The organism is Synechococcus sp. R6-5, assembly GCF_047461775.1.
In the GTDB taxonomy this organism is placed as follows: domain Bacteria; phylum Cyanobacteriota; class Cyanobacteriia; order Thermostichales; family Thermostichaceae; genus Thermostichus.
This window is the reverse complement of sequence record NZ_JANSHV010000148.1, coordinates 1-11892: the sequence shown is the minus strand read 5'-3', so window position 1 is coordinate 11892 and position 11892 is coordinate 1. Positions and strand designations below refer to the sequence as shown.

The window sequence follows — 11892 nt, the reverse complement described above, 5'->3', positions numbered from 1 at the left end:
GGAGAGTTCAGCGTGAATGTATCAGTACCCCTGACTTCCAACCTCTACAGCTCCCAGAGCCATTGAGGCCTAAGCCTCAGCAAATGCCCTTCTCCAGCCCCCCGACAGTACCTGCAGATCCTCCTCATCCAAATCTGCAGGAGTACCGGATCGGATGAGCTCGGCAAAATCTTCGTTGGGCACCATCATGCAGAGGGCGTAGAGGCGGCCTGGGCCGGTGTTGTGAATTTCATGCACACCCGTTGGCGGCACCAGAACGCTGTCTCCGGTCTTGATGGGGGCAGCTTTTCCATCGCAAATGGCTAAACCTTCTCCCTTGAGAACGAAAAACATTTCCACAGCCATTTGATGGCGGTTGGGAGGAGTTCTGCCTCCCTCATCGAAGATCTCCACACAAAAAGTCAGAGAAATCTGAGCATGAGAAGGATCGAACACGATGGCCAGGCGATTGGTATCGTGGGGGCTGATGCGAAAAGCCTGATAATCGGCAGGGGTTTTAACAATTGGAATCACGCAGCGGGAAAGCGTTTGCATCCGGATCCTCCGCTCAAGAGATGAGGGGTGAATAGTGGGCAAGTGCTAACAGGGGAGAGCCGCGAGCAAATCTGAGGAGGAGGCGACAAAGCCAAAGCACTGCTTGACGTTGTAGAGGGTAGCTAGCAAACAGTATTCAGGAGAGGTGGTGGCGGCGCAGTCTTCCAGCAAAATGCAGTCGTAGCCGAGGAAATTGGCATCTTGCAGCGTGGTCATGACGCACTGGTCGATGTTCACGCCGGCAAAAAAGAGGGTGGTGCGCCCCAGGTTTCTGAGAATGCTATCGAGAGGGGTATCCCAAAAGCCGCTCATGCGGAACTTATCCACCCAGATATCCTCGGGCTTGACCTCCAGTTCCTCCACCACAGCAGCGCCCCAACTGCCCCGCGTGAGGACCAAAGACCCGTTCTTAGGCAAGGGATCCCCCAGCCCTACTCCCTCTCCGGTGGGGTTGTACACATGTCGCAAGCCGGCGCTGATGTTGAGCAAGTCAGGGCGATTGCCCCAGTTCACCCACACAATCGGCACTTGAGCTTGTCGCAGGCGGGGCAGCAGGGCTTTTAGAGGGCCGATGGGAGCCCGTGCAGGTGTAACATCGACGCCAATGCTGGCCAGCCAACCGTCGGGATGACAAAAGTCGTTTTGCATGTCGATCACCAGCAGCGCCGCTTTGGCCAGATCCAAGCGCAGGGTTTTGCTGGAGGTGGGCAGCAGGATGGGCCGGGGATCCAAGGGCGGACGGGTGAGGTCGGCCATTTCGGCATTCACAGCCCAGGCATTGGGAGGGATCCCAAGGGTCTTCAAGGGGCGATTGGGGGTGCTCATGGATTCTCCGCTCGCGTCGCGCAGCAGTGGGATCAGGTTGGGCAGTTGAGTGATGACCCACAACTACGCTCGACCTTAATGCACAGCTGACCTGACTTTGGAATCATAGGCTACACTTTCTCACCTTATTAACGCATGGGATCCCCCAGGGTCAGTTGATAGGGATTGAGATGAGGATGATCCGAAAGGGTGCCCAGGGATCCCTCCCTGCACGCTATGCTGTAGAAACTTGAAATGATTATGTAGAAGCATGAGCATCCTGCGGCAATATATCTTTCCCGCTCTCATCCTGCTGGTGTTTCTGTTTACCCTGGTGGTGGTGAGCATCCGCTCGTTTCTGCCGGAGGATATGGCCCAGCCTGCCCCCCTAGAAGAAGCAACGCCTGTGGCCCTTTCTGCAAACCCCTGAGGATGGCTGAACAAGGGATCCCTCTGCCTGTGGGTTATCGTTGGCGCATCGGTTCAGCCTGGGATCGGCCCTGGGTGAGGCGAGGATTGCAGGCCACGTTGCAGGAATCTTTTCCAGAACAAAGCAACTGGGATCACCTAGAAGAGACGCTGGATCGCCTCTTCGACCCCCCCCGTACCCCCTGCTGGTGGATCTTGAAAGAAGAAACTGCAGAGCCGGTGGGCTGTGTTTGGGCCGGCATCTCCACCGATCAAGCCACCCATCGGCGGGTAGCCTACATTTTTCTGCTCTGGGTGGATCCCGCCCATCGTCGGCAGGGCCTGGGCAAGGCCCTCATTCAGCAGGTGGAACGATGGGGATCCCAGCAGCAGCTGGCGGCCATCACCCTGCAGGTTTATCGCCATAACCAGGCTGCCCTCAATTTCTACAAGCGGGCCCATTTCTCCGTGCAAGGCTACTGGCTGTACAAACCCCTCGGCGCCGCTGGCGTGGCAGAACCAAAAGGTTATGAAGTTTTGTAAATAAGCTGGGATCCGCTCTCAGTTGCTCCTTTGATGAAAGCGTGATGAAAACGATGGCATCGACCGGAGGGAACGCCCATGTCCAGACCTGTCAAACTCAGTGAAGCTGAGGTCCAAGCCAAGCTGGAAAATCTGCCGGGCTGGTCTTTGCAGGATGGGAAGCTGCATCGTCAATTTCAGTTTCGCTCCTTTGTCGAAGCCTTTGGCTGGATGAGCAGTGTGGCCTTGGTGGCCGAGAGCATGGGGCACCATCCCGAATGGACCAATGTCTACAACCGCGTGCGGGTGGATCTCACCACCCACGATGCCGGGGGCATTACAGAACTGGACTTTACCCTGGCGCAACGCATGAACGAGCTGGCCAGCTAGACGCTTCAGTACCCAACTTTGGGGATCCCTCAAAGCCGGCTTGGCAGAGGATCCCCATTGGTTTGTTGCTGCCTCTAAGGTTGTGTCGGGAGTTGCGCTGGTCTGATAGACTAAGCCTAAGGTTAAGAAATGATAATTTTATGAACGTGCTGGTTGTGGGGGCGACGGGAACGCTGGGCCGTCAAGTGGTACGCCGAGCCATCGAAGAAGGACATCAAGTCACCTGTCTGGTGCGAAATCCGGCAAAGGCTGCTTTCTTAAGTGAATGGGGCGCTCACCTGAAGGTGGGAAACCTGCTTCAGCCCAGCACCCTCAACTCCGCGATGGAAGGCATCGAGGCGGTGCTCGACTGTGCTACGGTGCGGGTGACCGATACCCTCAGCGCCCGTCAGGTGGACTGGGATGGCAAAGTTGCCCTGATCAATGCGGCACGGGCTGCCCAGGTAGGGCATTTTATCTTTTTCTCCATCATGGGCGCCCACCACGAGTATCCCAATGTGCCCCTGATGAATTTCAAGCATCACATTGAGAAGTATTTGGTTGGATCCCAGATGCCCTACACCATTTTCCGGCCAGCGGGCTTTATGCAGGGGTTGATTGGCCAGTACGCCATCCCCATCTTGGAAGAACAAATCGTCTGGGTAACCGGCGAGGGCATGCCAACGGCCTACCTAGACACCCTAGATGCAGCCCGGTTTGCGGTGCGAGCTCTCACTGTAGAAGCTGCCAAGCAGCAAATCTTTCCCTTGGTGGGGCCCAAGGCTTGGACGGCTCGAGAAGTCATTGCCTTGTGCGAGCAGCTCTCCGGCAAAAAGGCCAAAGTCAGCACCATGCCGCTGGGACTGCTGAGAGGGGCGCGCAAGGTGGCGCAGTTTTTTCAGTGGAGCTGGAACATTGCCGACCGGCTGGCGTTTGTGGAGGTGATCGCGGCCAAAGAACCCATGCACGCCGATATGACGCCTGTATGCGAAACCCTGGGGATTGAACTGGCCTCTCTGACCTCTCTTGAGGACTACCTAGCGGAGTATTTCCAGAAGATGTTGAAACGGATTCGCGAGCTGAAGGTCAAGCAACCCAAAGTCAAAACGCCCTTCTAGGTCGTTGTTCTCAATCTTCATCTTCTTGGCAATTTCACAGGGACTTACGATGGTAGCCTTGGGATGAAGAGGTGAATGGGATCCTGCTTGCGTTAGCCTATCGAAGACCGGAAGTAGGGCAGCAGAACTTCGGGGATGTCCTAGAGCCATTCACGGTATCTGCGCAGCCGGGGATCCTGAGTTCCCAAGGGGTTCATTTCCATCTACGCTTTAGAGAGTGAGGGGGTGACAACGACAGAGGTTATTCTGCTCCCCCTGCTTGAACTATAGATTTTTGTCTATAGTTTTTATCGGAAAGTTCAATTTTTGTCTATCCTAGTTCGCAGCTAAGATGCTGCTTAAGACTTTTTACAGGATCTCAGCAAGTGTTCCAGTTTGGCCAAGATCCCTGGCCGAAGGAGGATTATGAGCTTGAACGGGCTGGTCACAACTGCATGGCTGATTCCCCTCTACGCCTTGGTGGGGTGGGCGGGAGCGCTGATCTGGTCCCCAGGAATCACCCGGCGCACGGGACCACGTCCGGCAGGTTATCTGAATGCGCTCTTGACGTTGATGGCCTTCCTGCACAGCGTGGGGGCGCTGGTGGCAATTTGGGATCAGCCGGCGCAGGTCATTCGGTTGCCCTGGCTACAGGTGGGGGATCTGATGTTAGAGCTGCCGCTGCAGGTGTCATCGGTAACTCTGGGGGCCTGCGCTGTGGTGACGGGGCTGAACCTGGTGGCCCAGATCTACGGCTTTGGCTACATGGAAATGGACTGGGGCTGGGCGCGGTTTTTCTCCCTGCTGGGCCTGTTTGAGGGGGGGATGTGCGCCTTGGCTTTGTGCGACTCCCTCTTTTTCAGCTACGTGATCCTGGAGATTTTGACCCTGGGCACTTACCTGTTGGTGGGCTTTTGGTTCAACCAATCGCTGGTGGTGACGGGAGCGCGGGATGCTTTTTTAACCAAGCGCATCGGCGACCTGTTGCTCTTGATGGGGGTAATCGCCATCTATCCCCTGACCGGCTCCTGGGAGTTTGAGGATTTGGCGGCTTGGGCTGAGGCGGTGCAGGCGGGGTCTGCCACTGTGGATCCGACCTTGATTGCGCTGGTGGGGCTGGGGTTGCTGGCCGGCCCCGTAGGCAAGTGTGCCCAATTTCCTCTGCACCTGTGGCTAGATGAGGCGATGGAAGGGCCGATCCCGGCCTCGATTTTGCGGAACGCAGTGGTGGTGGGCACGGGGGCCTGGGTGTTGATTCGCCTGCAACCCCTCTACGAGCTTTCCCCAACAGTGCTAAGGGTGATGCTAACCATCGGCGGCTTGACAGCGGTGGGGGGATCCCTGGTGGCCTTGGCCCAGATCGATGCCAAGCGGGCCCTGTCTTATCTGGTGAGCGCCTACATGGGCTTGATCTTTGTGGCGGTGGGCACCGGTCATCCCCAGCAAGCCTATGGGTTGCTGCTGACCTATGCTCCGGCCATGGCTCTGTTGGTGATGGCTCCGGGCACGGTGATCTGGAACAGCATTACCCAGGATTTGCGCTACCTGGGCGGGCTGTGGTCGCGGCGTCCTATCTCAGGGCTGTGCTTCTTGACCGGAATGGCCGGAATCATCGCTTTGCCGCCTTTCGGTTCCTTTTGGGTGCTGACGGATCTGTGGCAGCAGTTGGTGCAATTGGGGCAGGGGTTGTGGGCGGCAGTTGTGCTGGTCACCAATGCTGTAACGGCCCTAGGGCTGACACGGGTGTTTGGCCTGATCTGGGGGGGCAAGCCGCAGCAGATGAGCGAGCGTTCGCCGGAGGTGCATTGGCCGATGATGCTGCCCATGACGGTCACGATGGGGGTGGCGCTGCACATGCCCATGATCCTGGCGACGCTGGGTCTGATTCCCGCTCTGGAAGGGATCCCTGTTGGGGTAATGACGGGATCCAGCTTGACAGGCATTGCCTTGGGAGCCTGGCTGTATCTGCGTCCGCAGCGGCAGCCGGTGGACTGGGCCTTCTTGGCCGACTGGCAGGATTTGTTGGCCAACGACTTCTACACCCCCAAGCTCTACCGGGCCAGTGTGGTGTTTGCGGTACGCATCATCTCTGAGGTTACAGCCTTGTTCGACCGCTATGTGGTAGACGGCTTGGTAAATTTGACCAGCTTGGCGGTATTGGCGGGTGGACAGGTTTTGAAATACACCACCTCTGGCCAGTTGCAAGCCTACGTGCTGACGATTGTGGTGGGGGTGGCCCTGCTGGGCTGGCTGATTCTCTAGGCTTGGGCAAGGTAGCGGGACGGAGTCCTTAGATAAAGAGGGAAAAGACCATGCTGAGTGCCTTGATTGTGTTGCCGATCTTGGGATCCCTGCTCCTGTTCTTAGGCTTGGGGGGGCGAAAGCTGGCGGTGGCCTTGGCCGGGATCCTGCTGGGGATCTCGCTGCTGCTGTTTGCCAACTTTGACCTGCAAGCGGAAGGGCTGCAGTGGGTGCAGCGGTGGGATTGGATCCCGGCAATTGGGCTGAGCTACTCCCTGGGCCTGGACGGGTTTTCCCTGCTGATGGTGGCTTTGAATGGGCTGCTCACGCTGATTGCGGTGCTGACGGCTGAGCCAGAGGTGAAGCGGCCCAACCTCTTATACGGCTGCATTTTGCTCATGAGCGGGTCGGTCAACGGGGCTTTTGTTGCCCAGAACCTGCTTTTGTTCTTCTTGTTTTACGAGCTGGTGCTGATCCCGATCTACCTGCTCATCTCCATTTGGGGCAGCGGCAAACGGGATTATGCTGCCATCAAGTTTTTGATTTATACCGCCGTCTCCGCCATCTTTCTGTTGGGGGCGTTTTTGGCCCTCTACTGGCTGGGGGATCCCCATAGTTTTGAGTTGGCCGAAATTCCCGTTGCCTCTCTTGGCCCTGCCACCCAAATTCTGCTGCTGTTGGCCCTTGTTGTGGCCTTTGGCATCAAGATGCCTCTGGTTCCCTTCCACACTTGGTTGCCCGATGCCTATGGAGAAGCCTCGGCGCCGGTGGCGATGCTGCTGGGGGGTGTGCTCTCCAAGTTGGGTACGTATGGTCTCTTCCGCTTTGGATTGCAGTTGTTTCCTCAAGCTTGGGCCGACTTGGGTGGGATCCTGGCCTGGTGGGGAGCCATTGCCGTGCTGTCGGGGGCTTTGGCGGCCATCGCCCAAAAAGACATCAAGCGCATGGTGGCCTACAGCTCCATCGGCCATATGGGCTACATCCTGCTGGGCATGGCGGCAGCCACCCCGATTAGCCTGACCGGGGCGATGGTTCAGATGGTCTCTCACGGTCTCATCTTGGCGCTGCTGTTCGATTTGGTGGGCTTGGTGGAGCGCAAAGTGGGAACGCGGGATCTGAACGTACTCAACGGCCTGCTCAACCCCTTGCGAGGCTTGCCCACAGTGAGCGCCCTGCTCATCTTGGGGGGGATGGCCAGCGCCGGGATCCCTGGCCTGGTGGGCTTTGTGGCGGAGTTTTTGATCTTCCAGGGCAGCTATCAGGATTTTCCTTTGCCGACTTTGATCAGCATCTGTGGCACCGGTTTGACGGCGGTGTACTTTGTGATTTTGCTGAACCGCACCTGCTTTGGCAGGTTGGACAACCGCACCGCCTACTACCCGCGCGTGCATGGCTGGGAGCGGATCCCAGGGCTGATTTTGACGGCCTTGATCGTTTGGTTTGGGATCCAGCCCATGAACCTGGTGAAATGGCCGCAACCGTTGGCCTTTACCCTATCCACCCAGGTGGCTCAAGCGCAAACGCTTATCCTGGCCTCGGCTGGCGATCTTGCCGATTCTCCCTAGGGAGCTGGGCTGCCTTCTCTGGAGCAGATCAAGGCAATCGGGAAACTTCCAGGAATTGAGATCCCAGGGAATGACCTCAAGGAGCCAGAACTTTTGAAGAGTTGGAGATTTCTTCTATGACGACAACCCTCACAGCCCGCAAGCTGCCCCCTTCTACCCATCCTTTTGCGGATATAGTCCACCGCCTGGAGGCAGGGGGATCCATGCTGCCAGATACGCCGGAAAACCTGATGCAAATTATCGGCCTCTACAAAGCCTATGCCGTGCCAATGGATTTCTACTGGCGGGATCTGCTCTACATTGCCGAGCAGGTGTTTGTGGATCCCTTGCCTTTTTTCAAGTTCATCATTCCTGAAGAGTATCTGAAGCTGGCCAACCACTACGCGGGGGATAACGCGGATTTGCGCATTTGGCGAGGCCAGGCTACGGCCCATCCCGAGCTGCTGGAGTTTATGGAAAAGGGGGAGCTGAAGCGCAAGCTGCCCAGGATTTTGCATCACCTCTGGCATGACCGCATCAACATGGAATTTGCCGAAGAATGTATGCGGGCCATGCTCTGGCACCGGGATATGGGGGGCTTGCTGGATCCCTACATGGATTCCGAAGAATACAAGCAAAATGCCGACCGCGCCATCCGCGCCTATTGCCAGGGCAACCCCTTGTTGATGGGGCTATACAAGCTCTTCCCCGATATGTTTTTGGAGCTGTGCCGCCAGGCCACCATGTACTCGGTGTTGGGCCTGTTTTGGGAGGTGATGGCTCCGGTCTTTTTTGAGATCAGCGATCTCTACGACGAAGGCAAAATCACCAGCGTGCCGGAGGCGATGAACTTTTTGGTCAACGGGATCTTCGCCATTGCCGGACGACCCATCTACCATCGCGTGCGTATTCGGGGAGAATGGTACGATATTGTGCCCAAATCCAAGGGATTTACCTGGCTATATGAGGCCGCTTTCCCCTATGTAGAGGCCGTGTTTTATCGCACCTCTCCTTTCCGCGGCACCAAGTCCTACAACGCTCAGGCCAACGAAGTTCCCACCAACCAGTTGGACTTTCACTACGGGATCCTCTACGCCGATAAGTTTCCGGTGGGCACCGCTGGGATCCCGCCCACGCTCCTGCACCAGGATATGTACCACTTTTTGCCCCAGTATTTGGTGGAGTATTATCGCAAGCATTGCCGCGGCGAAGAGGACATGCTGATTCAATTGGGGGTTAGCTTCCAGCGCTCCATGTACAACGTCACCTCAGCCGTGATTCAGGCGGGAAGGGCCGCTTTCTTGTATCCCCTTGATGACCCAAATCCGCGGCACTTGATGATGAATCGCCGTTATTTTGAGGGACAACTCAATCGCTTCACCCGACCGGAATATGGGATCCGGGAAGCAGCCCGCCTCGCCTACATTCAGGATCAGAATTATCGCTAGCCCGTGGCAACTTTAATGATCCCAAAGCCTTTCGAGCAGCAATCCAGTTAGCAACAACTTCACAGCAAAAGGATCCCGGCCATGCCCGATATTGTCGATATTGCCGTCTCTGCTGAGGGCTTTTCCACCTTGGTAACTGCCGTTAAAGCGGCAAACCTGGTAGACACTCTCAAAAGCCCTGGCCCCTTTACCGTTTTTGCCCCCACCGATGCGGCTTTTGCCAAGCTGCCCCCTGGCACCATCACCACTCTGGTGCAAAACATCCCCCAACTGACCCGCATCTTGTGTTACCACGTGGTGCCCGGTCGCCTGAAAAAGGCAGATTTGGCCAAGTACCAAAGTGTGGGCTCGGTAGAGGGATCCCCCATCGACTTGTTAATCGAAGGGGACGTTTTCGAGGTCAATAACGCCACCGTTATCCAAGCGGACATCGAAGCCGATAACGGCATCATCCACGTCATCGACACTGTCATCCTGATGCGGCCCCACTGGTTCTGGCCGATTATGAACTCCGCCTTGGCTGCCTCGGCCAGAGGATAGACAGATCTATCCTGAACCGAGCTTGGGGAAAGTGCCTGGGTGAACCCTCTCCCCCTCTCCGCAACTTTATAGGTACGGCCAGAGATTTCTGCTCCGCGCACGTTCTCCAGTCTACACCATCCCCCAACCCCCACAGGGTAGGGGCTTTTGTCTCTTGGTAGCGGGGATTTTGCCATCTTTTAAACCCGGAGATGAATCCGAAGCTGGGCCTGATACGTAACTTATTTGGCCTGTTCTCTGACCGAGGAGCTTTTTCCATGTTGTTGATCGGTTTTTCCCTTCGGCCTCGTTCAATTTTCGAGGTTTTTTGCGGCTTTTGCCTGGTTGCTGTCTTGTTTCTCAGCGGTTAAGGAAGCTTTACAAATCTCACAACCCCACTTCTACCCATTGCTGATTTTGGCCCTGGGCACATTCACATTGCTCAGCCGCAGCCAGGACAATCTTTCGCCCAGGCCACAGGGCCGGTGGTCTTTGTCTTGAACATGTTGCCGAATCCAGGCAATCAGTCGGGGAATTTCCGACTGGAAGCCAACCTCACCCCTGAGCAAGTCTCCAGCTTTTTGGCCGGAGCTTACTACATCAACATTCACACGCAGGCCAACCCGCCGGGCGAGTTGCGAGCCCAGGTGGTTTTCCCTCGCTAAGGTTTGATCCAGTACCCCATCTGGGATCCCCGCAGGTGAGGGGATCCCTAATTTTTGCGGACGGATTGGCTGTTCTGTGAACTCCCCCACGGTCAGTCGTGCCGGCAGGACAGAGTTTCTGTGTAGCTCCTGGCCAGCAGCTTTCGGTAGTCCTGGAGCTGGCCTGCCAGTCCCCTTTACAGAGCGAGCTGTAGGCTTCACCTCTGGGCTAGCTGTGGAGCGCCAAGGGAATAACTACACAGGTTGTTGCCCACCTACAATGGCCCGACAGCGAATGTAGGGGCCGCCCGCATCCACCTTGGCCGGTTGACCCTTGCCACAATGGCCGGATCCCAAGTCCCACAGGAAGTCCCGCGAGACGGCATCCACCGATTGCAGCACCTCAAAAGCATTGCCGGTGATGGTGACACCGCGCAGCAACTCCGCCAGCTTGCCATCGCGAATGCGGTAGGCCCGCTCTACCCCAAACATAAACTCGCCCGTGGAGTCCGCCTGCCCGTTCCTGGCCCCATCCAGGAAGTAGCCATCGGGAGTGCTGGCGATGATTTCCTCTAGCGTTTGGGATCCGGGTTCAATGAAGGTGTTGCGCATGCGGATCAAAGGCTCATCGGCATATTCCCAGGCGCGGGCATTGCCGGTGGGCTCTACGCCAAAGTGGGCAGCAGTTTCGCGGTTGTGGAGATAGCTGACCAGAATGCCGTTTTGGATGATGGTGGTGCTTTGGGTAGGAACGCCCTCGTCGTCCACAGGAAGGGTTCCCCCTGCCCCCGGCATAAACTCTGAATGGCCGGAGTCTTTGAGGGTAACCCAGTCGCTGGCCACCCGCTGCCCCAGCTTGCCGGCAGCCACAGAACCCGCCAGAACAAAATCCGCCTCGACCGTGTGGCCAATGGCCTCGTGCACCAACAGCCCCACGATGGAAGGCGACAGAATAACCGTGGCCCATCCCCCTTCTGCGTAGCCTGCGGACAACAAGTCAACAGCGGTAGCAGCCGCCTTTTCCGCCATCTGCAAGGGATGCGAGCGGAACAGGCAATCCCATCCCCCTGTTACCCCAATGGCCTCGGAGCCACTGCTGAGCTGGCCGGCAGCTTCGGCCACCGCCTGAACTCGCAGCTCGGGGCGCACCAGACGAAAGGCCACATCCGCCCCATCGGTGGTGACGATGGCTTTTTCCTCGTAAATCTCGTTGTAGGTGCAACTGGCGGAGCTAATTTGGCGAGAGGCCTGCCGGGCCTGTGCCTCGGTTTCCAGAGCCAACTGGATCTTCGCCTCCAGCGGCTTATTCAGCACCTCCTCCACACCGGGCTCGCAGAACTCCCCTTGGGCCAGCCGCACACTGGGCAGGGATCCCAGCTTTTGTTTGCGGTAGTCGGCGCTGGCTTGGGCGGCACGGCGAGCTTCAGCGATGGCCTCCCGAACGGCAGCCGGCGAGGGATCCCCGGTGGCAGCAAAGCCCCAAGTGCCGGCCTCCAACACCCGCACCCCCACTCCGGAACGGCGACGAACCGCGGTGCGCTCAAGGCGGCCCTTCTCGGCAGTGACGCTGCGGAACACCTTGCTGTGGTAGCGCAGTTCCACAAAGCCAGAGCAGTCCCGAAGGATGTCGCGCAGAAGGTCTCGCATAGCAACAGGGAGATGGGTGTAGTCCTCAGTCCAGCATAGCCCGATCCTGGAAAGTCGATGAGCTGCCACGCCGAGTAAACTACCCGGCACCCGCGCTATGCGCAGGGTGCGGGCT

11 protein-coding genes and 1 pseudogene are annotated in these 11892 nt (G+C 57.4%); 9 read left to right on the top strand and 3 right to left on the bottom strand.

The genetic code is table 11. From position 1 onward, the window contains the following. Positions 1-69: 69 nt before the first annotated feature. Positions 70-534 (bottom strand): cupin domain-containing protein, encoded by a 465-nt coding sequence (locus tag NW818_RS08790; protein WP_414424334.1) that lies wholly within the window; start codon positions 532-534, stop codon positions 70-72. Positions 535-579: 45 nt separating this feature from the next. Then, positions 580-1422, bottom strand: a complete 843-nt coding sequence (locus tag NW818_RS08785; protein WP_238376823.1) for a cysteine hydrolase family protein — start codon at positions 1420-1422, stop codon at positions 580-582. 187 nt (positions 1423-1609) lie between these two features. Here NW818_RS08785 and NW818_RS08780 point away from each other — a divergent pair, with 187 nt between their 5' ends. The 9 genes and pseudogenes from NW818_RS08780 to NW818_RS08740 form a co-directional block, all read left to right on the top strand. Further along, entirely contained in the window at positions 1610-1768 is a 159-nt protein-coding gene (locus tag NW818_RS08780; RefSeq protein WP_414374717.1) for a hypothetical protein, read from the top strand. Between the two features lie 2 nt (positions 1769-1770). Continuing rightward, entirely contained in the window at positions 1771-2289 is a 519-nt protein-coding gene (locus NW818_RS08775; protein ID WP_414416035.1) for a GNAT family N-acetyltransferase, read from the top strand. Positions 2290-2367: 78 nt separating this feature from the next. Continuing rightward, a complete protein-coding gene (locus tag NW818_RS08770; protein ID WP_414383401.1) occupies positions 2368-2658 on the top strand; it encodes a 4a-hydroxytetrahydrobiopterin dehydratase in 291 nt (96 codons plus the stop codon). Positions 2659-2798: 140 nt separating this feature from the next. Next, the gene (locus NW818_RS08765; protein ID WP_414408661.1) at positions 2799-3755 is read left to right on the top strand and encodes an NAD(P)H-binding protein; all 957 of its coding nucleotides are present in this window, start codon (positions 2799-2801) and stop codon (positions 3753-3755) included. A 405-nt stretch (positions 3756-4160) separates the two neighbouring features. Then, on the top strand, positions 4161-5996 hold the full coding sequence (locus NW818_RS08760; RefSeq protein WP_414424333.1) for an NAD(P)H-quinone oxidoreductase subunit F: 1836 nt from the start codon (positions 4161-4163) through the stop codon (positions 5994-5996). 50 nt (positions 5997-6046) lie between these two features. Beyond that, on the top strand, positions 6047-7540 hold the full coding sequence (locus NW818_RS08755) for an NADH-quinone oxidoreductase subunit M (RefSeq protein WP_414424332.1): 1494 nt from the start codon (positions 6047-6049) through the stop codon (positions 7538-7540). Between the two features lie 116 nt (positions 7541-7656). After that, positions 7657-8967 carry a CO2 hydration protein gene (locus NW818_RS08750; protein WP_414416996.1) on the top strand — a complete coding sequence of 437 codons (1311 nt, stop codon included), beginning with the start codon at positions 7657-7659 and terminating at the stop codon, positions 8965-8967. A gap of 81 nt (positions 8968-9048) precedes the next feature. Next, entirely contained in the window at positions 9049-9507 is a 459-nt protein-coding gene (locus NW818_RS08745; RefSeq protein ID WP_414357838.1) for a fasciclin domain-containing protein, read from the top strand. 371 nt (positions 9508-9878) lie between these two features. Next, positions 9879-10151 (top strand): annotated as a pseudogene (locus NW818_RS08740) (CHRD domain-containing protein); the annotation flags it as partial. A 234-nt stretch (positions 10152-10385) separates the two neighbouring features. Here NW818_RS08740 and NW818_RS08735 read toward each other — a convergent pair. Then, a partial coding sequence (locus NW818_RS08735) for a TldD/PmbA family protein (RefSeq protein ID WP_414424331.1) occupies positions 10386-11892 on the bottom strand: 1507 nt, incomplete at its 5' end.

What these genes read in the sequence shown, in the direction of transcription:
- NW818_RS08790 (WP_414424334.1), bottom strand. Translation starts at nt 534, where the DNA reads ATGCAAACGCTTTCCCGCTGCGTGATTCCAATTGTTAAAACCCCTGCC.
- NW818_RS08780 (WP_414374717.1), top strand. Translation starts at nt 1,610, where the DNA reads ATGAGCATCCTGCGGCAATATATCTTTCCCGCTCTCATCCTGCTGGTG.
- NW818_RS08775 (WP_414416035.1), top strand. Translation starts at nt 1,771, where the DNA reads ATGGCTGAACAAGGGATCCCTCTGCCTGTGGGTTATCGTTGGCGCATC.
- NW818_RS08770 (WP_414383401.1), top strand. Translation starts at nt 2,368, where the DNA reads ATGTCCAGACCTGTCAAACTCAGTGAAGCTGAGGTCCAAGCCAAGCTG.
- NW818_RS08765 (WP_414408661.1), top strand. Translation starts at nt 2,799, where the DNA reads ATGAACGTGCTGGTTGTGGGGGCGACGGGAACGCTGGGCCGTCAAGTG.
- NW818_RS08760 (WP_414424333.1), top strand. Translation starts at nt 4,161, where the DNA reads ATGAGCTTGAACGGGCTGGTCACAACTGCATGGCTGATTCCCCTCTAC.
- NW818_RS08755 (WP_414424332.1), top strand. Translation starts at nt 6,047, where the DNA reads ATGCTGAGTGCCTTGATTGTGTTGCCGATCTTGGGATCCCTGCTCCTG.
- NW818_RS08750 (WP_414416996.1), top strand. Translation starts at nt 7,657, where the DNA reads ATGACGACAACCCTCACAGCCCGCAAGCTGCCCCCTTCTACCCATCCT.
- NW818_RS08745 (WP_414357838.1), top strand. Translation starts at nt 9,049, where the DNA reads ATGCCCGATATTGTCGATATTGCCGTCTCTGCTGAGGGCTTTTCCACC.